Origin of the sequence: Streptomyces sp. NPDC006602 (assembly GCF_042870385.1) — a bacterium.
In the GTDB taxonomy this organism is placed as follows: domain Bacteria; phylum Actinomycetota; class Actinomycetes; order Streptomycetales; family Streptomycetaceae; genus Streptomyces.
The window spans coordinates 949,696-974,052 of sequence record NZ_JBIAHG010000001.1 but is presented as its reverse complement, the minus strand read 5'-3'; the positions used below and the strand labels follow the sequence as shown (position 1 = coordinate 974,052).

Sequence of the window (24,357 nt, the reverse complement as noted above, 5' to 3'; positions counted from 1 at the left end):
TCACAGTTCCTTGCGCAGCTTGTGGAGGAATGACATCGACTCCCGCTCGTCGAGGGAGCGTTCGGCGATCTTCTCGAACAGCTCATCGTAGGCAGCTGCGGCCTCTCCTCCCTCCACCCAACGCTCGGCAAAGGGAGCCTCCACGTAGACGACGTCCATGGCTCCGGGGGCGGCGAACGAGATGATGTTGAACGAGCCGACCAGGCCCGGATGCGTACCGGCACTGAAAGGAAAGATCCGGAGATCGACGCTCGCCAGATCGGCGATCTTCGTGAGCTCTTCGAGCTGGCCTCCGGCTGTTGCCGTACCGCCGGGGAAGTTGCGGAGAACGGCCTCGTAGATCACCACTCGCAGGGAGAGCGGCGGATCGTCGGAGAGGCGCCGCCGGCGGGCGAGCCGCGCCGCGATGAACTCCTCATCCGGCTCGGGGCCCTTGGTCACCTCGGCCGCAGGGCTCTCCCTCAACGCCCGTACATACTCAGGCGTTTGGAGTAGCCCCGGAATGAAGGCGGGTTGCCACGCCTTGATGGCCGTAGCCGCGCTCTCCAGCGCGATGTACTCCTGCATGACGCCGTGGATGGCGTAGTCGTCCCACCAGCCCTTGGCCTTACGGCGCTCGCGGTCGACCTTCGCCAGTTCCAGCAGGCCGCCGACGGTGCCGGGGTCACGGACTCCGTACAGCTCGCACAGCGCTCGGATGTCCGGATCGCGCATGGGGACCCAGCCGCGCTCCATCTTCGTGATCTTTGTGATGGACGAGGTGAGGGCCTTGGCGGCGTGCCCCTGTGTCAGCCCGGCCGCCGCGCGCAACTTGATGAGTTCCCCGCCCAGTCGGCGTCCCAGCACGGAGGAAGTGCTGTTGCCCAACGTAGGTTGATTCATGTTCAAGTTGTGCTCCTTCAGACCTCGGTGCGCGATCAGTGTGTCGCGGTGAGTAGCCCCCTGCAACCGCGGTGGGAACAATTATTCCGGGAACAACTTGCGGTCACGTCCGGAGGTCCCCTACCTTCGGTGACGAACTACTCACAGAGCGACATCGGTTGATGCCTGATGTCGCTCGCCCCTGCCCGGAGGTGAGCGACATGGTCGCCCCCGAAGAGCCCCTCCATTACGACCGCCTCGACTACACCCCGCTTCCCAAGAGCGTCACCCTCGCCCGCCGCCGGGCCCACCGTCTCCTCACGGACTGGGGTCACCCCGAACTCGCCGCAGACACCGCTCTATTGGTCTCCGAGCTGGGCGGCAACGCCGTACTGCACGGGTGCCTGAGCGACCGCCTCTTCCGCGTCGAACTCACTCTCACGGAACGCGTCGTGCGGATCTCTGTGTCCGACCCGAAGGGGGAGTTACGGCCAAGCCTTCGCGAAGCGACCGCCGATGACATGTTCGGACGCGGGCTCCTGATCGTCGGACAGGTGGCCGACCGTTGGGGCGTCTGCGAGCTGACCGTCGGCAAGGCCGTCTGGTGTGAGCTGGACGTCGTACGCCAGGCAGCGTCGGCCCGCTACCGTGACGGCAGCGAAGCCCCGCCACCAAGGAGGATGACCATGGCCGAACCGTTGAAGACCTTCGTCGACGGCGTCGAGGTCGAGGTCCCCAACAGCATTCCCGGTATCCGCGCGGCCCTCCCGGAAGAGCGGCGTGAGGAGTTCGACCAGGCCGTCAACGAGGCCGGAGTGGACGAGATCCACGCCGTCATGCGGCACTGGATGCTCGAAGCCGTCCCCGACCCGAACGCCAACGCGCTCCTGGAGCGGCTGGCGGCGGACGAGGCCGAGAGGCGGGGTGCCGCTTGAGCTTCCGGATCACCTACGCCCCGCCGGCCGACGACACCCTGGCCAAGATGCGGAACGCCGAGCAATTCCGAGACGCGATGGTGCGGACCGTCGGCCGTGATCCGTACGGTCATGGGTCGGCCGCGGTCAGGGGCGAGCGAGATCGGCGGGAGGCGACCGTCCTCGGTGCCATCGTGCTCTACTACGTGTCCCGTTCCGTGCTCACCGTCACCGTCGTCAGACTCATCGCCGGACTCTGAGGAACGCAGGCAAGGCAACGGCCGCCCCGGCCCGAAGAACCGAGGCGGCCACATCAGGCGTCGGCCCAACTCACCCCACGCCCACCGCACTCCAAGCCGCGGCCACCGCCCCGTACTCCGCGCTCCCCGCCCCGTACAGATCCTTCGCCGCGCTCAGCGTCGCCGTCCGAGCCCCCGCGTAGTTCGTCGAGGACGTCATGTAGACCGTCAGCGCCCGGTACCAGATCGCCCCCAGCTTGGCGCGGCCGATTCCCGTCACTGAAGAGCCGTCGCACGTCGGCGAGTTGTAGCTCACGCCGTTCACCGTCCGGGCGCCGCTGCCCTCCGCGAGGAGGAAGGCGAAGTGGTTCGCGACCCCCGACGAGTAGTGGACGTCGAGGTCGCCCACCGTCGAGGTCCAGCAGTCCGCGGAGGCGCCGTCCTTGGACGGCTTGTCCATGTAGCGCAGGGCGTCCCGGCCGAAGCCGGAGCGGACGATCTTCTCGCCGATCAGGTAGTCGCCCGCGTCCGACGAATTGTTGGCGTAGAACTCCACCAGCGTGCCGAAGATGTCCGACGTGGCCTCGTTCAGACCGCCCGACTCGCCGGAGTACGTCAGCGCCGCCGTCTTCGACGTCACGCCGTGCGACATCTCGTGGCCGGCCACGTCCAGGGACACCAGCGGCCCGAGCTGCGTGCCGTCACCGTCGCCGTACGTCATGCAGAAGCAGGTGTCGTCCCAGAAGGCGTTGTTGTACCGGGTGCCGTAGTGCACGCGGTTGTACGACCCCTTGCCGTCGCCCGCGATGCCGTTGCGGCCGTGGACGTTCTTGTAGTAGTCCCAGGTCACGTCCGTGCCGTACTGCGCGTCCACCGCCGCCGAGGCGCGGTCGGCGTCCGTGCCCGTGCCCCAGTGGTTGTCCGCGTCGGTGAAGACCGTCGAGGGGGCCCGGCTCAGGCAGACCGTCAGGACGCACAGGTCGTTCTGGTTCGCCGCGTCGCCGGTGTACGTGTTTCCGCGCGTCGCGTCCTTCAGCTGGTACGTCGATCCCGACAGCGTCGTCTCCAGCGGAACCGTGCCGCCGTACAGGGACTTGCCGTCGCCCGACGCCGTCTCGATGGTGTCCCAGGCGTCGATCTGGGTGCCCGTGCCGGCGTCCGTCAGGATCGTCCGCGCGGTCGGGTTGCCGAGGGAGTCCTGCGCGACGGCGTTCGTCCGCCAGGCCAGCTTCGGGGCGCCGTGCAGGGCGTCGACGACCAGCTCCGGCTTGGCGGTGATCCTCCGCAGCGCCTCGCCGAGGTTGGCGGCGCGCAGCGCGTTCACCGCGAGGTCGGCGGCCTTCGGGGCGGACAGCCTGGGCGTGAGGTTCGCGAGCGAGATCGCGCTCCTCGTGGCCCGGTCGGCGCCGCGGTAGCTGCCGTCGGGGGCGAGGTGGACCACGAAGTCGCCGCCCAGGAGGGGCAGTTGGTGGTAGGTGCGGTCGTAACGGACATGCTGCGTGCCGTCCGGGTCCACCACGACGTCCCGGACGGTGGTGTCCTGTGCGGCGGTGAGGCCCAGAGCGGCCGCTCGGTCCGCGAGCACCGACGCCGCGTTCTCGATCGCGGAGGCCCGGGTGGGCCGGTCGGCCGCGTCGGCGGTGGGGGTGAGCGCGGCGGCCAGCAGGGTGGCGGTGGTGGCGGCGACACCGGCGGTGGTGAGACGACGGGAACCTCGGACGTACGGCCGTATCCGGCTCATCGATCTCCTCGGGAAGGCGCCTCAGAGGGCGTGAGGGGGTGAGGGCGTGAGGGCGTGAAGGGGGGCGCGCCGGTCGTGGGGGAAATGGCGCGGATCTTGAACAAGATTTAAGTGGCCATGACATGTCATGTCTATGGCGCGAATGCGCAGGTGTGTGAAGGGTGAGAATCGTTTCTGTGAGCGCCCAGAAACTGCCCTTCTTCGTCTACGGCACCCTCCGCCCCGGCGAGCCCAACCACGGCCTGTTCCTGCGCGGACGCATCCGGTCCGAGGAACCGGGCCGGCTCACCGGCGCGGTGCTGTACGAAGGGCCCGGCTATCCCTACGCCGTGGAGGAACGCGGGGGAGTGGTCCATGGCGAGGTCGTCACCGCACTCCCCGAGGCGTACGGCGAGTTGCTGCTCAGGCTCGACCGGCTGGAGGACTGTGTGCCGGGGGATCCGCGCAGCCTCTACCAACGCGTGGAGCGCGAGGTGACCCTCGACGGCGACGGGCGGACCGTACGGGCCTGGGTGTACGTCGCCGCGCCCGCCGTGGCCGCACGCCTGCGCGCCGGCGGGAAGCTCATCGGGAGCGGCGACTGGCTGGTGCGCGGCTGAGCCGAGCCGTGTGGGCGTACCAACGGCACCTGGTGAGCCGGTCGTTGCTCGCCCGGCACCAGCGCATTGTTGTTGCGCATATCACATGGAACCTCCTCACTGCGGAGTATGAAAGCTCAATAGGCCTTCGCAATGATCGCGGCATGAACGACCGTGAAGCGGTACCCCGGGCGGCGGATCTCGCGAGTCTCGTCCGCGCCCCGGCCGCCCTCAGCGTGCCCGGCGACGTGCTGGCCGGCGCTACGGCGGCCGGACGCCCGCTCGGTCTCCGGACGGCCGGAGTGATGGCCTCGTCCGTGTGCCTCTACTGGGCCGGTATGGCCCTCAACGACTACGCGGACGCCGCCGTCGACTCGGTCGAGCGCCCCGAACGCCCCATACCCTCCGGCCGGGTGCCGCGCCGGACCGCGCTGTCCGTCGCCACCGGTCTGACCGCCGCCGGCCTCGGCCTCGCCACCCTCTCGGGCGGCCGGCGCGGCCTGGCCGCCGCCCTGCCGCTGACCGCGCTGGTGTGGGCGTACGACCTGAAACTGAAGTCGACCCCGGCGGGACCGGCGGCCATGGCCGGGGCGCGGGTCCTGGACGTGCTGGCGGGGGCGGTGGCGGGCGGTGGACAGCCGCCACCGCCCGCGACCGGTGGGGCAGCCGGCACCGCATCCGGCACAACCGCCCGCGCCCTCGCCCGAGCGGCCGTCCCCGCGCTGCTGACCGGGCTGCACACCTACACGCTCACCCTCCTCAGCCGCCACGAGATCTCCGGCGCCCCGGCGCGGCTGCCCGCGGCGACGCTCGCCGTCTCGTCGGCGACGGCGCTGGCCGGCGCCTGGCCCCTCGGCCGGTCGACAACACGGTCAACACCCCGCGGGTCAGCGACCGGTACCGCCGTCGCCGCCGCCGGAGCACTCGCCTACCTGGGGACCTACGGCCGGGCCCAGGCGCTCGCCGTGCGCGATCCGAGCGGCGCCGCCGTGCGGCGGGCGGTGGGGGCAGGCATCCTCGCCATGGTCCCGTTGCAGACGGCGCTCACCGCGCGCGGCGGCGCCCCCGGTGCCGCCGCCGTCCTCGGCGCCGTACATCCCCTGGCGCTGAGGCTGGCGAGACGGGTGTCGCCGACATGAGCCTCAGATTCGGCTACGGCACCAACGGGTTCGCCCACCACCGGCTGGGCGATCTGCTCGGCGTCCTCGCGGACCTGGGCTACGACGGCGTCGCGCTCACGCTCGACCACCACCACCTCGACCCGTACGCCGGTGACCTGGGCCGCCAGGTCGCCCTGACCGCCGAGCAGTTGGCGCGCCACGGGCTCACCGTCACGATCGAGACGGGGGCGCCGTACTTCCTCGACGCCTGGGGCAAACACCAGCCGACGCTGATGTCGGCGGAGCCGGAGCGGCGCATCGACCTGCTGCGGCGCGCTGTGCGCATCGCGGCCGAACTGGGCTCGCCCATCGTCCACTTGTGCAGTGGTCCGGCCCCGGCCGGGGTGTCCGAGACGGCGGTGTGGCAGCGCCTCGCGGCGGGCGTCGGGGCGGTGCTGGAAACGGCCGAGGCGTACGGGATCGCCCTGGCCTTCGAGCCGGAGCCGTACATGTTCGTCGACACGGTTGAACGGTGTCTGCGGCTGCGCCAACTGCTCGGCGGACACGAGCTGTTCGGCGTCACCCTGGACATCGGGCACGCCCACTGCGTGGAGGAAGTGCCCCTGTTGGAGTGCCTGCGGCTGGCCGCGCGCCACCTGCTGAACGTGCAGATCGAGGACATGGTGCGCGGCGTCCACCAGCATCTGGAGTTCGGCGCGGGCGAGATCGACTTCCCGCCGGTGCTGGCGGCGCTCAACGCGCTCGGCCACGAGGGCCTGGTGTCCGTCGAGATCCAGGGCGGCTCCCTGGACGCTCCCGAGGTCGCCCGTCGCTCGATCGAGTTCCTGCGCGCGGCCGAGGCCGGGTTACTCACCTCCTGAGCCTCCCCAAGGATCCAGGAGCTCCCCACTCACAGAGGGACGACCATGCCCGACCTCCCCCTCACCCCCGACGCCCGCGCCTGGTTCGATGCCGCTGTCGCCCGCGTCACCGCCGGCCCCGCCGCCATCCGCGTCCTGTTCCCCGCCGTCCGACGCCACTGCGGGCGCGAGCCCCTGCCCGACGGCCGGACCGTCGACGAGGCGGCCCGCGCGCTGCTCCTGACCGCGCTGCCGCTGCAGGGCGAAGCCCTCGTCGAGGCGGTGCGAGCACTCCACCGGTACGGCGATCCCGCCGAACAGCGCACAGTCCTCAGGGCGTTGCCCCTTTTCGACGAGGAGGGCCGATTCCTGGACCTCGTACGCAGACCCTGCGCGGCAACGACACCACGCTGATAGAGGCGGCCCTCGGCCCCTACGCGGCCGCCCACCTCCCGGCGGACGAGTACCGGCAGGCCGTCCTGAAGTGCGTGTTCTGCGAGATCCCGCTCGCCCGCGTGGCCGGACTCGAGGACCGCGCGGATGCCGAACTCACCCGCATGCCAGCCGACTTCGCCGCCGAACGCAGCGCCGCCGGCCGCCGCGTACCCGCGGATACAGGCCTCCTCATCAGTGCCTTCCTCCCCCATGGAGATCTCTGAGCATGCGCATCTTCGACATCGAGGTCGAGACCTACACATGGTCCGTGCTGCCCCGCCCGCCCGCCGACCTCACCGAGGGCATTGCCGCCGAACTCGCCTGGGCAAGGGACCGGTTGACCGACCTCGGCCTCAAGGAGGATCACTCATGACCGAAGCCTCGCAATCCTCGAAGCCCTCGCAGTCCCAGGACACGAACCGCCTCGTCGTCCTCGACATCGTCGGCCTGACCCCCACTCTGCTCAAGCACATGCCCGCCGTCGCCGCCCTCGGCGAGCGCGGCTTCCGGGCCCGGCTCGGCACCACCCTGCCCGCCGTGACCTGCACCGCCCAGTCCACCTTCCTCACCGGCGAACTCCCCGCCACGCACGGCGCGGTGGCCAACGGCTGGTACTTCCGCGACCTCGGCGAGGTCCTGCTGTGGCGCCAGCACAACGCACTCGTCGGCGGCGAGAAAATCTGGGACACCGCCCGCAAGGTCCGCCCCGGCTACAAGGTCGCCAACATCTGCTGGTGGTACGCCATGGGGGCGGACGTCGACCGGACGGTGACCCCGCGCCCCGTCTACTACTCCGACGGCCGCAAGGAACCCGACTGCTACACCTGGCCGCCGTCCCTGCACGACGAACTCACCGACCGGCTGGGCCCGTTCCCCCTGTTCACCTACTGGGGCCCGAACGCCGGCATGCCCTCCACCCAGTGGATCCTCGGCGCCGCCCGCCAGGTCTTCGACGAGCATGACCCCGACCTGACCCTCGTCTACGTCCCGCAGATGGACTACGAGCCGCAGCGCTCCGGGCCCGACTCGACGGCGACCGCCCGCGCCGCCCGCCGACTCGACGACGCCCTACGGCCGTTGATCGACCACTTCCTCGCCGCCGGTGCCACGGTCGTGGCGCTCAGCGAGTACGGCATCACCCCGGTCTCCCGGCCCGTGGACATCAACCGCGCTCTGCGCCGCGCCGGGTTCCTGGACGTCTACACCCAGGACGGCATGGAGTACCTGGACCCCTGGACCTCGCGCGCCTTCGCCGTCGCCGACCACCAGGTGGCGCACGTGTACGTGCGCGATCCGGGGGACGAGGCAGAGGTCGCCAAGATCCTCGGCGAACTCGACGGCGTCGACCAGGTCCTGGACGCGGCGGGCAAAGCGGCCCACGGCCTGGACCACGAGCGTTCAGGAGAGCTGGTCGCGGTCGCCGAGCCGGACGCCTGGTTCACGTACTACTACTGGCTGGACGACGACCGCGCCCCCGACTTCGCCCGCCAGGTGGAGATCCACCGCAAGCCCGGCTACGACCCGGCCGAGCTGCTGTACGACGAGACGGTCCCGGCGGTGAAGCTGCGTGCCGTCGGCCAGGTCGCCCGCAAGAAGCTCGGCTTCCGCTACCGGCTGCGTACCGTCCCGCTCGACCCCTCCGGTGTCCGCGGCAGCCACGGCCGTCTGCCCGACGACCCGGAGCACGGCCCCGTACTGCTGTGCTCCGAACCCGGTCAGGCCCGGGGCGAGTTCGCGGCGACCGAGGTCAAATCCCTGCTGCTGCGCCTCGCGGGGCTCTGACGAAGGAGGTACCGGACGAAGCAGGTACCGGACCTGATCAGCCGCGTACCGCCTCCACCCGCACCGCGCACGCCTTGAACTCCGGCATCCGCGAGGTCGGGTCGAGCGCCGGGTTGGTCAGGGTGTTGGCGCGGCCCTCGCCGGCCCAGTGGAAGGGCATGAAGACGGTGTCGGGGCGGATCGTGGTCGTGATCCGGGCCGGTGCAACGGCCCGGCCCCGCCGGGAGACCACGGCCACCGGGTCGCCCTCGGCCGCGCCGAGCCGCTCCGCCAGCCGCGGGTGCAGCTCGACGAAGGGGCCGGGTGCGGCGGCGTTCAGCTCGTCGACGCGGCGGGTCTGGGCGCCGGACTGGTACTGCGCCACGACCCGGCCGGTCGTCAGCAGCACCGGGTACTCGTCGTCGGGCTCCTCGGCGATGGCCCGGTGCGAGACGGGGACGAACCGGGCCCGGCCGTCCGGCGTGTTGAACCGGTCGAGGAAGAGGCGCGGGGTGCCGGGGTGAACGGCGCCGGTGGTGTCGTCGTCCTGCGCCGGGTCGTCGCTTCCGCGGGCGTCCAGCGAGGCGTCCTCGGAGTCGGCCCCGTTGTCGCCGGCGGCCCCGTCGTCCGCCGCCGGGCACGGCCAGAACACACCGTTCTCCTCCGTCAGCCTCCGGTAGGTGATCCCGGAGTAGTCGGCCGGTCCGCCCGCGCTGGCCCGGCGCAGCTCCTCGAAGACCTCCTCGGGGTCCGTCGGGAAGCCCTTCTCCACGCCGAGCCGGGCGGCCAGCTCGTGCATCACTTCCAGGTCGCTGCGGATGCCCTCGGGCGGGGTGATCGCCCGCTTGCGCAGCAGCACCCTGCCCTCCAGGTTGGTCATGGTGCCCGTCTCCTCGGCCCACTGCGTGACCGGCAGGACGACGTCCGCGAGGGCGGCGGTCTCCGACAGCACCACATCGCACACGGCGAGGAAGTCCAGCGACTTGATGCGCTCCTCGATGTGCGCGGCGCGCGGCGCCGACACGACTGGGTTCGACGCCATCAGCAGCAGCGACTTGATGTCCGTACCCAGCGCGTCCAGCAGCTCGTACGCACTGCGCCCCGGCCCGGGAAGGCTGTCGGGGTCCACGCCCCACACCTCGGCGACATGCCGGCGTGCCGCGGGATCGTCCAGCTTGCGGTAGCCGGGCAGCTGGTCGGCCTTCTGGCCGTGCTCGCGCCCGCCCTGCCCGTTGCCCTGCCCGGTCAGACAGCCGTACCCGGACAGCGGGCGCCCCGCGCGGCCGGTCGCCAGGCACAGGTTGATCCAGGCGCCCACGGTGTCGGTGCCCTTGGACTGCTGCTCGGGCCCGCGGGCGGTGAGCACCATCGCCGACTCCGGCTCGCAGAACATGCGCACTGTCTCGCGGAGTTGCGGAACGGACACCCCCGTGATCCGTTCCACATACTCCGGCCAGTGCGCCATCGCAGCCGCCCGCGCCTCCTCCCAGCCGGCGGTCCGCTCGCGGACGTACTCCTCGTCGACCCGCCCCTCGGCGACGACCAGGTGCAGCAGGCCGAGCGCCAGCGCCAGGTCCGTCCCCGGCCGGGGCGCCAGGTGCAGGTCGGCCTGCTCGGCGGTCTTCGTGCGGCGCGGGTCGATGACGATCAGCGTGCCGCCGTTCTCCCGGAGTTCGTTGAAGAACCTCAAGGAAGGCGGCATGGTCTCCGCGAGGTTGGACCCCACGAGGATCACGCAGCCCGTCTTCGGGATGTCCTCCAACGGGAAGGGCAGACCGCGGTCCAGGCCGAACGCCTTGATCCCGGCCGCCGCCGCGGACGACATGCAAAAGCGCCCGTTGTAGTCGATCTGCGAGGTGCCGAGCACCACGCGCGCGAACTTGCCGAGCGTGTACGCCTTCTCGTTCGTCAGACCGCCCCCGCCGAAGACCCCGCACGCGTCCGGACCATGCTCCGTGCGCGTGCGGGACAGCCCCTCGGCGATCCGGTCCAGTGCCTCGTCCCAGGAGGCGGGCACGAGCGTGCCCTCGGAGCGCACCAACGGGGAGGTCAGCCGCACCCGGGACGAGAGCACCGCCGGCGCGGTACGGCCCTTGCCGCACAGCGCGCCCCGGTTCACCGGGAAATCCGCGCGCTCGCTCACTTCGACGGTCCCGTCCCCGGTGGCCGTCAGATTCATCCCGCACTGCAGGGCGCAGTACGGGCAGTGCGTGGGCGTCGCGGTGTTCTGCATGCCTTTCAGCGTGCTTCGGCCGTGTTACGCGGACGGAGGCTCCCTGTTACGCGCCCGACACGGCGACCTCCCCGCCGCCGGTCCGCCGCCGTGAGGCGCATCGCCGAGACCGCTTCCGGAGAAGCACGCCCCCGCACGCCCCGCACGTCACCGGCCGTCGGCGAGCGCGTCGGCGACCCCCGGCTCCCGCGGCCCGAGGAAGCGCGGATCGGGCCGGAACGCGGCGTCCAGCGCCGCCTTCCCCGCCGCGAGGATCTCCCGGGCGCCCCCGTAGTACCAGGTCACGTCGTGCTTGGCGTCGACCCCGACGCCGTACGACTCGACCCCCGCCGCCTGGCACAGTGCGACCGCCCGCCGGATGTGGAAACCCTGGCTGATCAATACGGCCCGGTCGACACCGAAGATCTTCTTCGCGCGGACGCAGGAGTCCCACGTGTCGAAACCGGCGTAGTCGCTGACGATCCGCCCGCCGGGCACGCCGTGCCTGGTGAGATACGTACGCATCGCATCCGGCTCGTCATAGTCCTCGCGGCTGTTGTCCCCGGTGACCAGGACGACCTCGATCCGGTTCTCGCGGTACAGCCTCGCCGCCGCGTCCAGTCGATGGGCCAGATACGGCGACGGCTCCCCGGCCCACAGACCGGCACCGAACACGACGGCGACCTCGGTGCGCGGCACGTCCGCCGCCGTCCGCAGCCGGTCGCCCGTCACGGCGTACATCCAGGTCGCCGGCAGCAGCGCCAGCACGCACCCGGCCATCACGGCCTGCACCAGCCTCCGCCGCCCGGCACGGGTGCGCGGCAGACGCGGTCCGCGCAGCCGTCTGTACAGCGGTCCGCGCAGCTTCGGCAGTCGCATCGGACGGTCCCTCCCCGGTCGGCTTTCGACAGTCAGAGACGTCCTGTAAGCCCTCTCGGTTCGCCGCGCCCTACGTGACCAGCTTCACTCAGACGTGCGAACCCGCAGGTCACAACACCTCACAGACCCCCTGCACCCCACCGTGAACCCCCCGAAAACACCCGTCATTCCCGCGCAACGGGGCGGCAACCTCCCGCAGCCACCATCGATTCATGACGGCGACGAGCAAGACGAGCAAGTCGAACGTTCCTGGTGAGAAGACCACGACCCACCCCATCGGAGCCCAGCCGCTCCCGGGGGCCGACCTCGACAGTACGGCGCACATCATGAACCGGATCAGCAGCCAGCTCGCCACCCAGCTCAGCCTCGTCTCGCTCGACGGCCGCCGACGCCCCGAGCCGCCCACGCTCGTCCTGGTCGCCCACGGCAGCCGCGACCCGCGCACGCTGAGCACCGTCCACACGCTCATCGAGCGCGTCCGCGAGCTGCGCCCCGGCCTCCCCGTGCGCCTCGGCCACATCGAGCTGAACGAGCCCCTGCTCCCCGACACCCTCGCCTCCCTCGGTACCGGCGACGCCGTCCTCGTACCGCTGCTCCTCAGCCGCGGCTACCACGTCAAGCGCGACATCCCCGAGATGGCGGCAGCCGCCCGGGCACGCACGCGCGTGGCCGCCCCGCTCGGCCCGCACCCCCTCCTCGTGGAGACCCTCCACGCCCGCCTGGTCGAGGCCGGCTGGCGCACCCGCATGGACGAGACCACCCGCCGCTCCACCGCGGTCGTCCTCGCCGCGGCCGGCTCCCGCGACCCGGAGGCGGCCGTCGACACCGGCCGCACGGCCCACCTCCTGTCGGAACGCCTCGGTGTACCGGTGGTTCCCGCCTACGCCTCAGCGGCAACCCCGACGGTCGACACGGCCGTCCGCGCCCTGGCAGCCCGAGGCCGCCACCGAGTGGCGGTGGCTTCCTACTTCACAGCCCCGGGCCTCTTCGCCACCCAGTGCGCGGAAGCGGCCCCCTGGATAGCCTCGTCCCCGCTGGGCACCCACCCGGCCATGGCCGGCCTGGTCCTGCACCGCTACGACCAGTCTTTGGCAACAGCGACGACAACAGAACCGGCACTGGCCTCGGCTTAAAACGCCGGGAGAGGGATGCCCACCCAGGGGCGCGGGGAACTGCGCGACACGCCACATCGCACCCGCACCCGCAACACAACAGGTCCCGGCAGACGCGTAGGCACACCCCGAGTCACTACCTCCGCTTACTGTCGAGACATGGAAGGCAAAAACCACATCCAGCCCCCGGGCTACGACCCGACGTCAGTCGAACGCTGGGCCCTGGAGCCAGACAAACGCCCAGGCCGCACCGCCTTCCAACGCGACCGAGCCCGCGTACTCCATTCCTCCGCGCTGAGAAGACTCGCCGGCAAGACCCAGGTGGTGACGCCCGGCACCCGTAGCGTGGCCTGGGACGCCAGCCCCCGCACCCGCCTCACCCACTCCCTCGAGTGCGCCCAGGTGGGCCGCGAACTCGGCGCGGCCCTCGGCTGCGACCCCGACCTGGTGGAGGCCGCCTGCCTCTCCCACGACCTCGGCCACCCCCCGTTCGGCCACAACGGCGAACAGGCCCTCAATGAGTTCGCCGACGACTGCGGCGGCTTCGAGGGAAACGCCCAGTCGCTGAGACTCCTGACCCGCATCGAACCCAAGCGTTTCACCGCCGACGGCTCCGTGGGCCTCAACCTCACCCGGGCCGCCCTCGACGCCGCCACCAAGTACCCCTGGCCCCGAGGCGCTCACCCCACCGACCCGAACTCCCCGAAGTTCGGCGTCTACGACGACGACCGCCCCGTCTTCGACTGGGTCCGCAAAGGCGCCCCCGGCACCCGCATCACCTTCGAGGCCCAGGTCATGGACTGGTCCGACGACGTGGCGTACTCCGTGCACGACGTGGAGGACGGCCTGCACGCCGGCCACATCGACCCCAACTGCCTGCACGCCGAGCCGGAACGCCAGGCGGTCTTCGCGGTCGCCATCGGCCGGTACGTCCCCGAGGACACCGACCCCGCCGAACTCGCCGAGGCCCTCGACCGCCTCCAGGACCAGGAGTGGTGGCCGCACGGCTACGACGGCTCGGCCGTCGCCCAGGCCCGCCTCAAGGACGCCACCAGCCAGCTCATCGGCCGCTTCTGCCTCGCCGCCGAGGCCGCCACGCGCGCGGCGTACGGCACCGGGCGGCTCACCCGCTACACCGCCGAACTGGTCGTACCCCACGAGACCCGCCTCGAGTGCGCGGTCCTCAAGGCGGTCGCCGACCGGTACGTGATGCAGCGCGCCGAACAGGAGAGGCTCCGCGCCGACCAGCGGATCGTGGTCGCCGAGCTGGCTCAGGCGCTCACCGCCCGCGCGCCGGACGGCCTGGACCCCCAGTTCCGCGCCCTGTTCGACCGGGCGTCCGACGACCGTGCCCGCAAGCGGGTGATCGTCGACCAGATCGCGTCCCTCACCGACGCCTCGGCCCGGTCGCTTCACGCACACCTGACGGGGCACCTATGAGACTGCCGAGGGTCGAGTGACGTGAAACAGGCCCGAACGTGACACTCCGTGGCCTGAACGGGCCACTCCCTCTTCCCGCATCACGCTGCGTGCGGGACGCTCGCATGTGGCGGCACCCTTACGAGGAGGCATCAAGTGGTCGACGCGGATCAGACATTCGTCATCGTCGGAGGCGGTCTCGCCGGGGCGAAGGCGGCCGAGACGCTCCGAGCGGAAGGCTTCACCGGCCGCGTGATACTGATCTGCGACGAGCGCGACCACCCGTACGAGCGCCCTCCCCTCTCCAAGAGCTACCTCCTCGGCAAGGAGGAGCGTGACAGCGTCTTCGTGCACGAACCGGCCTGGTACGCGCGCAATGACATCGAGCTGCACCTCGGTCAGACCGTCGACGCCGTCGACCGGTCCGTGAAGACCGTCCGCTTCGGCGAGGACGGCACCGTCGTCCGCTACGACAAGCTGCTCCTGGCCACCGGCGCCGAACCCCGCCGCCTGGACGTCCCGGGCACGGACCTCGCGGGCGTGCACCACCTGCGCCGCCTCGCCCACGCCGAACGCCTCAAGGGCGTCCTGACCTCGCTCGGCCGTGAGAACGGCCACATCGTGATCGCCGGCGCCGGCTGGATCGGCCTGGAGGTCGCGGCGGCGGCCCGCGAGTACGGCGCCGAGGTCACCGTCGTCGAACACAACCAGACTCCGCTGCACGCGGCCCTCGGCCCCGAGCTCGGCAACCTCTTCGCGGAGCTGCACCGCGAGCACGGCGTCCGCTTCCACTTCGGCGCGCGGCTGACCGAGATCGTCGGCCAGGACGGCGTGGTCCTCGCCGCCCGCACCGACGACGGCGAGGAGCACCCCGCGCACGACGTCCTCGCGGCGGTCGGCGCGGCCCCCCGAGTCGCCCTCGCGGAGGCCGCGGGCCTGGAGATCGCCTCACGCGCGCAGGGCGGCGGCATCGTGGTCGACGAACAGCTGCGCACCTCCGACCCCGACATCTACGCGGCCGGCGACGCGGCCTCCTTCCACCACGCCCTCTACGACACCCGGCTGCGCGTGGAGCACTGGGCGAACGCCCTGAACGGCGGTCCGGCGGCGGCCCGCGCGATGCTCGGCCACGAGCTCACCTACGACCGTGTGCCCTACTTCTTCTCCGACCAGTACGACATGGGGATGGAGTACAGCGGCTGGGCGCCCCCGGGGTCGTACGACGAAGTGGTGATCCGGGGGGACGCGGGAAAGCGTGAGTTCATCGCGTTCTGGGTGAAGGAGAACCGGGTGCTGGCCGGGATGAACGTGAACGTGTGGGACGTCACAGAGCCCATTCAGCAGCTGATTCGTACCAAGGCTCAGGTGGACACCGAGGCGCTTGCGGACCCGCACGTTCCGCTGGACAGCCTGGCCTCGTGACCTGACGAAGGCGATCGACTGTCACACCGCACCCTTAGAATTCACGCGTGGCAGGACGGATCAACGACGAGGACGTGAAGGCGGTACGGGACGCGGTCCCGATCGACGCCGTGGTGTCCGAGTACCTCCAGCTGCGCAACGCCGGGGGCGGAAACCTCAAGGGGCTGTGCCCCTTCCACGACGAGAAGTCGCCGTCCTTCCAGGTCAGCCCGAGCAAGGGACTCTTCCACTGCTTCGGCTGCCAGGAGGGCGGCGACACCATCACGTTCGTGATGAAGGTCGACCACCTCTCCTTCTCCGAGGCGGTCGAGCGCCTCGCCGCCCAGGCCGGCATCACCCTGCGCTACGAGGAGGGCGGGTACAACCCCTCCCACCAGCGCGGCGAACGCATCCGCCTGGTCGAGGCCCACCAGGTCGCCGCCCAGTGGTACGTGGAGCAGCTGGCCACCAGCCCCGAGGCCGAGACCGGCCGCAAGTTCCTCGCCGAGCGCGGCTTCGACCAGGCCGCCGCCGAGCACTTCTCCGTCGGCTACAGCCCCCAGGGCTGGGACCACCTCACCCGCTACCTCCGCGGCAAGGGCTTCTCCGACAAGGAGCTGCTCCTCTCCGGCCTCTCCCAGGAGGGCCGCCGCGGCCCCATCGACCGCTTCCGCGGCCGCCTGATGTGGCCGATCCGCGACATCGGCGGCGAGGTCGTCGGCTTCGGCGCCCGCAAGCTGTACGAGGCGGACAACGGCCCCAAGTACCTCAACACGCCCGACACGGGGATCTACCGGAAGTCCCAGGTCCTGTACGGCATCGACTTGGCGAAGAAGGACATCGCCAAGTCCAGCCGCGCGGTCGTGGTCGAGGGCTACACGGACGTCATGGCCTGCCATCTGGCCGGCGTCACCACCGCCATCGCGACCTGCGGTACGGCCTTCGGCAGCGACCACATCAAGATCCTCCGGCGTCTCCTCATGGACAACGGCTCGGCCCGCGTGATCTTCACCTTCGACGGCGACGCGGCCGGTCAGAAGGCCGCCCTGCGCGCCTTCGAGGACGACCAGAAGTTCGCCGCCGAGACCTACATCGCCATTGCCCCGGACAACATGGACCCGTGCGACCTGCGCCTCGCCAAGGGCGACGAGGCGGTCGCCGACCTGGTCGAACCGCGCACGCCCCTCTTCGAGTTCGCACTGCGCCAGATCGTCGTCCGCTACGACCTGGACACCCCGGCGGGCCGCGCGGCGGCGCTGGACGAGGCCGCCCCGATCGTCGCCCGCATCAAGAACAGCGGCGCCCAGCACGAGGTCGCCGTGCAGCTCGCCGGCATGCTCGGCATCCTCGACACGCAGTTCGTCGTCAAGCGGGTCGCCCAGCTGGCCCGTTGGGCCCGCGACCGCGGCGGCCAGGGCCCGGCACCGCAGCGGGTCCGCGGCCAGCAGTACGACGCCCCCTCCCGGCCCGCCGTGTCAGGGCCGGCGCTCAACCTCCGCAATCCCGTCTACGCCACCGAGCGCGAACTCCTCAAGCTCGCCCTCCAGCGCCCCGAGCTGGTCTCCCCGGCCTTCGACGCGTACGGCATCGACGAGTTCACCGCCCCGCCCTACGCCGCCGTCCGCCAGGCCGTCATGGACGCGGGCGGCGCCGAGTACGGCACACAGGACCCGCAGGAGTACCTGGTCCGGGTCCGTGACGCGGCCCCGGACGACGCCGTGCGCGCGATGGTCACGGAACTCGCGGTCGAGGCGATCATGCGCAAGACGGTCGACGAGAACTACGCGGGCGACCAGCTCGTCACGGTCCGCCGCCGCGCGGTCGAGCGCCGCATCCGCGACATCCAGTCCGCCCTGACCCGCCTCGGCACCCACGGCGACCCGGCCCAGCTGGCCGCGGTACAGAACGAATTGTGGGTACTCCAGCAGTACGACCAGGCACTGCGCGAACACGGAGCCGCAGCTCTCTGACCCGATCGCGTCCGTCAGGGTAACCACCCGGTCACGGACCGGACTCAAAAAGTCCCCGCACGCCCCTCGTGGCGGAGATGTGTCTTACTCCACACTGGGTTCCGGTGCCTGAGTCCTCGGAGCGCGGCCGATCCGTCCCCAACGGATCCCACACCCCCGCGGTTCCGCTCATCGCGTACGGGACGGACAGCGGCGAGGCCGTCGACTCCGCTCCCGAAGCAGCGCTGCCGCACACCTCAGCAGCGATCATCCTGGAGGTCGCCCCCGTGCAGACCCAGACCCTCGCCCAGAACGACACCAGTACCGACGGCACGGAACCGGACACGGAGACCGACACTCTCGTCGCGGTCCCGTCGCAGAACCGTGCCGTGCACCACCCAGAGACGGAGCCCGAGGCCCCGCCGGCCGAGGCGCTGGAGAGCGCCGAGGCCCCCGAACCCATCGAGGTACCGGAACCCGTCGAGGTCCCCGAGCCGCGCCGTGGCCGCGCCGACAACGGCGCTCCCTCCTCGGACCTGTTCCGCCAGTATCTGCGGGAGATCGGCCGCATCCCGCTGCTCACCGCGGCCGAGGAGGTGGAACTCGCCCGCCGGGTCGAGGCCGGCCTGTTCGCCGAGGAGAAGCTGAGCAACACCCCTGACCTGGTCAGCCAGTTGGCCCTCGACCTGGACAAGCTGGTCGTGATGGGCCGCATGGCCAAACGCCGTCTGATCGAGGCGAACCTGCGACTGGTCGTGTCGGTCGCCAAGCGGTACGTGGGCCGCGGACTGACCATGCTCGACCTCGTCCAGGAGGGAAACCTGGGCCTGATCCGGGCCGTCGAGAAGTTCGACTACGCCCGCGGCTACAAGTTCTCGACGTACGCCACCTGGTGGATCCGCCAGGCCATGTCCCGCGCCCTCGCCGACCAGGCCCGCACCATCCGAGTCCCCGTCCACGTCGTGGAGTTGATCAACCGGGTGGTCCGCGTCCAGCGCCGCATGCTCCAGGAACGGGGCTACGAACCGACGCCGGAAGAGGTGGCCGCCCACCTGGACCTGGCCCCGGAGCGCGTCAGCGAGGTCCTGCGCCTGGCTCAGGAACCCGTCTCCCTGCACGCCCCCGTGGGCGAGGAGGACGACGTGGCCCTCGGCGACCTCATCGAGGACGGCGACGCGGCGAGCCCGGTCGAGTCGGCGGCGTTCCTGCTGCTGAGGGAGCACCTGGAGGCGGTCCTCTCCACCCTCGGCGAACGTGAGCGCAAGGTCGTACAACTCCGCTACGGCCTGGCGGACGGTCGCCCGCGCACGTTGGAGGAGATAGGCCGCATCTTCGGCGTGACCCGGGAACGGATCCGCCAGATCGAATCGAAAACCCTCAACAAGCTGAGGGACCACGCCTTCGCGGACCAACTGCGGGGCTACTTGGACTGAGGAGGGTTTCGCCGCCGCCGCCCCTTCCGCCCCTCAAACGCCGGACGGGCTGAAAAATCAGCCCCTCCGGCGTTTGAGGAGCGGGGGTTTGGGGGCGGAGCCCCCAAGGTCGGGAACGGGAAGGGGCGGCGGGGGCGAAAACGCTAGTCCACCTCGGCCACCGCCTGCGCGAACTGCGCCTTGTACAGCCGCGCGTACGCCCCGTCGGCCGCCAGCAGATCCGCGTGCGCGCCCTGCTCCACGATCGCCCCGTTCTCCATCACCAGAATCGTGTCCGCGTCCCGAATCGTCGACAGCCGGTGCGCGATGACGAACGACGTACGCCCGTGCGCGAGCTTCGCCATCGCCTTCTGGATCAGCACCTCGGTACGCGTGTCCACCGAACTCGTCGCCTCGTCGAGAACCAGGATCACCGGATCGGACAGGAACGCCCGCGCGATGGTGATGAGCTGCTTCTCACCGGCGCTGACCCCACTGCCCTCGTCGTCGATCACGGTGTCGTAGCCGTCGGGCAGCGTCCGGACGAACCGGTCCGCGTGGGCCGCGCGCGCCGCCTCCTCGATCTCGCCCCGGGTGACCTCCCTGGACGCCCCGTACGCGATGTTCTCGGCGATCGTGCCGCCGAACAGCCAGGTGTCCTGGAGCACCATGCCGATCCCGGAGCGCAGTTCGTCCCGGGACATCTTCGCGATGTCGACGCCGTCGAGGGTGATCCGCCCGCCGGACACCTCGTAGAACCGCATGAGGAGGTTGACCAGCGTGGTCTTGCCGGCTCCCGTCGGTCCGACGATCGCGACCGTGTGGCCGGGCTCGACCTTCAGCGACAGATCCTCGATGAGCGGTTTGTCGGGGTCGTACCGGAACGACACGTGCTCCAGCGCCACCCGCCCGCGCGACTCCTCGGGCTTCACGCCCGGCACCGGGTCCGCCTCCTGCTCCTCCGCGTCCAGGACCTCGAAGATCCGCTCGGCGGAGGCGACGCCCGACTGCACCAGGTTCGCCATCGACGCGACCTGCGTCAGCGGCATCGAGAACTGCCGCGAGTACTGGATGAAGGCCTGCACATCGCCGATGGACAGCGTGCCGGAGGCGACCCGCAGCCCACCGACCACCGCGACCAGCACATAGTTCAGGTTCGACACGAACATCATCAGCGGCTGCATCACCCCGCTGTTGAACTGCGCCTTGAACCCGGCCTCGTACAGCGCGTCGTTCTGCTCGGCGAACTGCTGCGCCGAGTCCTCCTGACGGCCGAACACCTTCACCAGGCTGTGGCCGGTGTACATCTCCTCGACGTGCGCGTTGAGCTTGCCGGTGGTGCGCCACTGCTGCACGAAGTGCGGCTGCGACCGCTTGCCGACGCGGGTGGCGACGAAGAACGACAGCGGCACGGTGACGAGCGCGACCAGCGCCAGCAGCCAGGACACCCAGAACATCATCACGAGCACACCGATGATGGTGAGCAGCGAGTTGATGAGCTGGCCCATCGACTGCTGGAGGGTCTGCCCGAGGTTGTCGATGTCGTTGGTGGCGCGGGACAGCACCTCGCCGCGCTGCCGCTTGTCGAAGTAGGCCAGCGGCAGCCGCGACAGCTTCGTCTGCACGTCCTCGCGCATCCGGTACATGGTCCGGTTGACCGCCCGGTTCACCAGCCGGGTGGCCGCCAGCATCAGCACGCCGGCCACCACGAACACGGCGAGCGCGAGCAGCAGCACCTCCCCGACGGCACCGAAGTCGATGCCCTTGCCCGGGGTGAAGTCTGTGCTGCGGAGCATGTCGGCGACGGAGCCCTCGCCCCGCTTCCGCATGGAGTCGAGGACTTCCTCCTTCGTGGACCCGGCCGGCATCTGCCGCCCGATGATCCCCGCGAAGACCAGGTCGGTGGCCTTGCCGAGGATCTTCGGCCCGACGACCGACAGCGCGACGCTCACCGTCACGCAGAACAGCAGCGTGTAGATGGTCAGCCGCTCGGGCTTGAACTGGGCGATGAGGCGTTTGCCCGACCCCTTGAAGTCCATCGAATGGTGGTCGGGGCCGGTCCCGGCCATCATCCGCCCTGCAGGCCCCGCCATCAGGCAGCCTCCGCTTCCGTCAGCTGGGAGAGCACGATCTCCCGATACGTCTCGTTGTCCGCCATCAGCTCCTGGTGCCGTCCGGTCCCCACGACCCGCCCCTCGTCGAGGACGACGATCCGGTCGGCGTCCCGGATGGTCGCCACCCGCTGGGCGACGATCACGACGGTCGCCTCGGCGGTCTCGTCGGCCAGTGCGGCACGCAGGGCCGCGTCGGTCGCGTAGTCGAGGGCGGAGAAGGAGTCGTCGAAGAGGTAGATCTCCGGCCGCCGCACCAGGGCGCGGGCGATGGCGAGCCGCTGCCGCTGACCGCCCGACACGTTCGTCCCGCCCTGCGCGATCGGTGCGTCGAGCCCGCCCTCCAGGCGCTCCACGAAGCTCTTGGCCTGCGCCACCTCCAGCGCGTGCCACAGCTCCTCGTCGGTCGCGTCCGGATTGCCGTAGCGCAGGTTGGTGGCGACCGTGCCCGCGAACAGGTACGGCCGCTGCGGCACCATGCCGACGGTCTTCGCCAGCAGCACCGGGTCGATGCTCGCCACGTCCACGCCGTCGACGAGCACCTCGCCGTCGGTCGCGTCGAACAGTCGCGGCACCAGCCCCAGCAGCGTCGACTTGCCGCTGCCGGTCGAACCGATCACGGCGGTGGTCTCGCCGGGCCGGGCCACCAGGTCGATCGACTTCAGCACCGGCTCCTCGGCACCCGGGTAGCGGAAGCCCGCTCCGCGGAGCTCCAGATGACCGTGCCGGCGCAGCTCGCGCACGGGAGCCGTGGGCGGGACCACGCTGGAGGAGGTGTCCAGGACCTCCTCGATGCGCTCCGCGCACACCTCCGCGCGCGGCACCATCATGAACATGAAGGTGGCCATCATCACGGACATCACGATCTGCATCAGATAGGCGAGGAACGCGGTCAGATCGCCGATCTGCATCTGGCCGCCGTCGATGCGGTGCGCGCCGAACCACAAGACGGCGATCGACGACAGGTTCACCACCGTCATGACCATCGGGAACATCAGCGCGAGCAGATTGCCGCTGGCCAGGGCCGTGTCGGTCAGGTCGGTGTTGGCCTTGCGGAACCGCTGCTGCTCGTACTCGTCCCGCACGAAGGCGCGGATGACGCGGTTGCCGGTGATCTGCTCACGCAGCACCCGGTTCACCGTGTCCAACTTCACCTGCATGGACCGGAACAGCGGCCGTAGGGCGCGGACGATGAGCGTCACGCAGATGCCCATCACCGGCACCACCGCGACCAGTACCCCGGACAGCGGCACGTCCAGGCCGAGCGCGAGCACGATGCCGCCCACGCACATGATGGGCGCCGACACCATCAGTGTGAACGTCATCAGGGCCAGCATCTGGACCTGCTGGACGTCATTGGTCGTACGGGTGATCAGCGAGGGAGCGCCGAACTGGCCGACCTCGCGCGCCGAGAAGGACTGCACCCGGTCGAAGACGGCGGCCCGCACGTCCCGGCCGAGCGCCGACGCGGTCTTCGCGCCGTAGTACACGGCACCGACGTTGCACACGACCTGCACCAGTGAGATGCCGATCATCACGGCGCCGAACGAGAGGATGTAGCCGGTGTCGCCCTTCACGACGCCGCTGTCGATGATGTCCGCGTTCAGCGTGGGCAGATAGAGACTGGCGCAGGTCTGCAGGAACTGCAGCAGCACCAGAAGGGCGATGGGTTTCTTGTAGGGCCTGAGATAGGTCCGCAGAAGTCGTATGAGCACACTCGGTCTCTCGGAGTCGGCGGTGGGGGCGAGGTTGGTTGCCCCTGGCCCCTATCGTCGGACACTCCACCCGTGTTACCTCAACCGATTAAGCCGACAGCAGTGCTTCCTCCGGCCCGTCGGGTACGGCTCACACCGGAGTCTTACGTTCCGCTATGACCGGAACGCCCCCGGATGCGTCTGCTCCCGCACCGACACGAACTGCTGCCGCACGGCCTGCCCCACCGCCAGCTCCTCACCGGGCTCCAGGACCTGCGCCGCCGCCCCCTGCCAGGCCGGGGGGGTACGCGGGTCGAGGGCCCCCTGCGACACACCGAGCGCCCAGGCGGCCTGCCGGGCCGCGCCGATGGCCGCGTAGTCCGCCGGCTGCGGTACGACGACCTGCGCGCCGAACAGCGCGGGCGCCGCGGCCTGCACGGCGGGCAGCTCGGCCGCCGCGCCGAGGAGGAAGACGCGCCGCACCTCCACACCCCGGCCGCGCATCACGTCGAGCGCGTCCGCGAGCCCGCACAGCATGCCCTCGAACGCGGCCCGCGCCAGATGCTCCGGCTTCATCGACTCACGCCTGAGGCCCGCCAGAGTCCCGGCGGTGTGCGGCAGACTCGGCGTCCGCTCACCCTCCAGATAGGGCAGCAGCACCAGCCCGTGCGCCCCCGGCGTCGACTTCATCGCCAGGTCGGACAGACTCTCCAGATCGGCGAGCCCCAGCATCTCGGCGGCTCCGCGCAGAGTCCGTACGGCGTTCAGCGTGGTGACGACCGGCAGGTGCATGCCCGTGGCGTCCGCCAAAGACGTGATCATCCCGGTCTGGTCGACCAGCGCCTCGGGGTGCACGGCCATCACGGACCCGGATGCCCCGAGCGACACCACCGCGTCACCCAGGCCGAGCCCCAGCCCGAAGGCGGCGGCCATCGTCTCGCCGGTCCCGGCGGAGATCAGCAGCCCCTCCGGAGTCGTACCGGCCGCGTCGGAGGGGCCGATCACCTCGGGCAGCATGACCTGGTGGCCGAGCGCCAGCTCGACGAGATCGGGCCGGTAGCCGCCGGTGGCGGCAGACCAGTACCCGGTACCGGAAGCCCCACCCCGATCGGTGGTCCGTCTCACCGGCCGTCCGAGCAGCTGCCACACCAGCCAGTCGTGGGCCTGCAGAAGCACGGCGGTTCGCTGGGCGGCCTCGGGTTCGGTCCTGGCGAGCCAGCGCAGCTTGGCCACCGGCTGTGCGGCCTGCGGCACACTGCCCACCGCCTGCGCCCACGCCTCGCGCCCGCCGAGCGCGTCGACCAGATCGGCCGCCGCGACCTGCGCCCGCTTGTCCCCGCCGACCATGGCCGGCCGCACCGTGTTGCCCTGGGAGTCCAGCGGCACCACCGCGTTCTGCTGCGCGGACACGCCGATGGCCTGCACGCCCTCCAGCAGTCCGCCGCCGGCTGCTTCACCGAGGGACAGCAGCCAGGCCTGCGGATCGACATCGGAGGGCCGCGATCCGCTCTCGGCCCCTTCGACCGGATGCGGCGCGTACCCCTGCCTGAGCACGGCGCCCGTGTCCGTGTCGCAGACGACGATACGAGTGAAATCGGGCGCACTGTCCAACCCGGCGACTATCCCCATGGCCAAAATTCTGCCGTACCGGGAGGGGTGACCGTGTCGGCTCGGGGGCC

General features: G+C 70.7%; 21 protein-coding genes and 1 pseudogene. 15 read left to right on the top strand and 7 right to left on the bottom strand.

From position 1 onward, the window contains the following. On the bottom strand, positions 1-882 hold the full coding sequence (locus ACFYO2_RS04540; protein WP_388343845.1) for a helix-turn-helix domain-containing protein: 882 nt from the start codon (positions 880-882) through the stop codon (positions 1-3). Between the two features lie 161 nt (positions 883-1,043). Between ACFYO2_RS04540 and ACFYO2_RS04535 the strand changes: the two are divergent. The 3 genes and pseudogenes from ACFYO2_RS04535 to ACFYO2_RS04525 all read left to right on the top strand — a co-directional run. Further along, positions 1,044-1,418, top strand: a pseudogene (locus tag ACFYO2_RS04535) (ATP-binding protein); the annotation flags it as partial. A gap of 129 nt (positions 1,419-1,547) precedes the next feature. Continuing rightward, positions 1,548-1,796, top strand: coding sequence for a hypothetical protein (locus ACFYO2_RS04530; RefSeq protein ID WP_388344016.1), 249 nt, complete (start codon positions 1,548-1,550; stop codon positions 1,794-1,796). Continuing rightward, a complete protein-coding gene (locus tag ACFYO2_RS04525) occupies positions 1,793-2,035 on the top strand; it encodes a hypothetical protein (RefSeq protein ID WP_388343842.1) in 243 nt (80 codons plus the stop codon). The genes ACFYO2_RS04530 and ACFYO2_RS04525 overlap by 4 nt, the downstream gene beginning before the upstream one ends. Positions 2,036-2,105: 70 nt before the next feature. Here ACFYO2_RS04525 and ACFYO2_RS04520 read toward each other — a convergent pair whose 3' ends face one another. Further along, positions 2,106-3,755 (bottom strand): M4 family metallopeptidase, encoded by a 1,650-nt coding sequence (locus ACFYO2_RS04520; RefSeq protein WP_388343839.1) that lies wholly within the window; start codon positions 3,753-3,755, stop codon positions 2,106-2,108. A gap of 176 nt (positions 3,756-3,931) precedes the next feature. On the opposite strand from ACFYO2_RS04520, the gene ACFYO2_RS04515 reads away from it, so the two are divergent. From ACFYO2_RS04515 to ACFYO2_RS04485, 7 genes are all read left to right on the top strand, one after another. Next, positions 3,932-4,354: a gamma-glutamylcyclotransferase gene (locus ACFYO2_RS04515; protein WP_388343837.1), complete on the top strand. Its 423-nt coding sequence runs from the start codon at positions 3,932-3,934 to the stop codon at positions 4,352-4,354. 143 nt (positions 4,355-4,497) lie between these two features. Continuing rightward, positions 4,498-5,472, top strand: a complete 975-nt coding sequence (locus ACFYO2_RS04510) for an SCO3242 family prenyltransferase (RefSeq protein ID WP_388343834.1) — start codon at positions 4,498-4,500, stop codon at positions 5,470-5,472. After that, complete coding sequence (locus ACFYO2_RS04505; protein ID WP_388343831.1) at positions 5,469-6,314, top strand: sugar phosphate isomerase/epimerase family protein; 846 nt, start codon at positions 5,469-5,471, stop codon at positions 6,312-6,314. The genes ACFYO2_RS04510 and ACFYO2_RS04505 overlap by 4 nt, the downstream gene beginning before the upstream one ends. Before the next feature lie 45 nt (positions 6,315-6,359). Then, positions 6,360-6,707: a hypothetical protein gene (locus ACFYO2_RS04500; protein WP_388343829.1), complete on the top strand. Its 348-nt coding sequence runs from the start codon at positions 6,360-6,362 to the stop codon at positions 6,705-6,707. Continuing rightward, a complete protein-coding gene (locus ACFYO2_RS04495; RefSeq protein ID WP_388344014.1) occupies positions 6,659-6,952 on the top strand; it encodes an EboA domain-containing protein in 294 nt (97 codons plus the stop codon). Before ACFYO2_RS04500 ends, ACFYO2_RS04495 begins: the two co-directional genes overlap by 49 nt. Before the next feature lie 2 nt (positions 6,953-6,954). After that, positions 6,955-7,101 carry a hypothetical protein gene (locus tag ACFYO2_RS04490; RefSeq protein WP_388343826.1) on the top strand — a complete coding sequence of 49 codons (147 nt, stop codon included), beginning with the start codon at positions 6,955-6,957 and terminating at the stop codon, positions 7,099-7,101. Then, the gene (locus ACFYO2_RS04485; RefSeq protein ID WP_388343824.1) at positions 7,098-8,510 is read left to right on the top strand and encodes an alkaline phosphatase family protein; all 1,413 of its coding nucleotides are present in this window, start codon (positions 7,098-7,100) and stop codon (positions 8,508-8,510) included. Before ACFYO2_RS04490 ends, ACFYO2_RS04485 begins: the two co-directional genes overlap by 4 nt. Positions 8,511-8,547: 37 nt before the next feature. Here the strand turns inward: ACFYO2_RS04485 and ACFYO2_RS04480 are convergent, their stop codons facing one another. Further along, positions 8,548-10,722: a molybdopterin oxidoreductase family protein gene (locus ACFYO2_RS04480; RefSeq protein ID WP_388343821.1), complete on the bottom strand. Its 2,175-nt coding sequence runs from the start codon at positions 10,720-10,722 to the stop codon at positions 8,548-8,550. 147 nt (positions 10,723-10,869) lie between these two features. Beyond that, positions 10,870-11,580 (bottom strand): vancomycin high temperature exclusion protein, encoded by a 711-nt coding sequence (locus tag ACFYO2_RS04475; RefSeq protein ID WP_388343819.1) that lies wholly within the window; start codon positions 11,578-11,580, stop codon positions 10,870-10,872. 212 nt (positions 11,581-11,792) lie between these two features. Here ACFYO2_RS04475 and ACFYO2_RS04470 point away from each other — a divergent pair, with 212 nt between their 5' ends. The 5 genes from ACFYO2_RS04470 to ACFYO2_RS04450 all read left to right on the top strand — a co-directional run bounded on the left by ACFYO2_RS04470 (position 11,793) and on the right by ACFYO2_RS04450 (position 18,894). After that, on the top strand, positions 11,793-12,713 hold the full coding sequence (locus ACFYO2_RS04470) for a sirohydrochlorin chelatase (protein ID WP_388343818.1): 921 nt from the start codon (positions 11,793-11,795) through the stop codon (positions 12,711-12,713). Positions 12,714-12,851: 138 nt separating this feature from the next. Beyond that, positions 12,852-14,132, top strand: coding sequence for a deoxyguanosinetriphosphate triphosphohydrolase (locus tag ACFYO2_RS04465; RefSeq protein WP_388343815.1), 1,281 nt, complete (start codon positions 12,852-12,854; stop codon positions 14,130-14,132). 135 nt (positions 14,133-14,267) lie between these two features. After that, on the top strand, positions 14,268-15,533 hold the full coding sequence (locus ACFYO2_RS04460; RefSeq protein WP_388343813.1) for an NAD(P)/FAD-dependent oxidoreductase: 1,266 nt from the start codon (positions 14,268-14,270) through the stop codon (positions 15,531-15,533). Positions 15,534-15,580: 47 nt separating this feature from the next. Further along, complete coding sequence (dnaG, locus tag ACFYO2_RS04455) at positions 15,581-17,482, top strand: DNA primase (protein WP_388343810.1); 1,902 nt, start codon at positions 15,581-15,583, stop codon at positions 17,480-17,482. A 104-nt stretch (positions 17,483-17,586) separates the two neighbouring features. Next, positions 17,587-18,894, top strand: a complete 1,308-nt coding sequence (locus ACFYO2_RS04450; protein WP_388343807.1) for an RNA polymerase sigma factor — start codon at positions 17,587-17,589, stop codon at positions 18,892-18,894. 143 nt (positions 18,895-19,037) lie between these two features. Here ACFYO2_RS04450 and ACFYO2_RS04445 read toward each other — a convergent pair whose 3' ends face one another. The 3 genes from ACFYO2_RS04445 to ACFYO2_RS04435 all read right to left on the bottom strand — a co-directional run bounded on the left by ACFYO2_RS04445 (position 19,038) and on the right by ACFYO2_RS04435 (position 24,307). Beyond that, positions 19,038-20,966: an ABC transporter ATP-binding protein gene (locus ACFYO2_RS04445; RefSeq protein WP_388343804.1), complete on the bottom strand. Its 1,929-nt coding sequence runs from the start codon at positions 20,964-20,966 to the stop codon at positions 19,038-19,040. Further along, the gene (locus ACFYO2_RS04440) at positions 20,966-22,699 is read right to left on the bottom strand and encodes an ABC transporter ATP-binding protein (protein WP_388343801.1); all 1,734 of its coding nucleotides are present in this window, start codon (positions 22,697-22,699) and stop codon (positions 20,966-20,968) included. Before ACFYO2_RS04440 ends, ACFYO2_RS04445 begins: the two co-directional genes overlap by 1 nt. Positions 22,700-22,852: 153 nt before the next feature. After that, the gene (locus tag ACFYO2_RS04435) at positions 22,853-24,307 is read right to left on the bottom strand and encodes an FGGY family carbohydrate kinase (protein WP_388343798.1); all 1,455 of its coding nucleotides are present in this window, start codon (positions 24,305-24,307) and stop codon (positions 22,853-22,855) included. Positions 24,308-24,357: the final 50 nt, after the last annotated feature.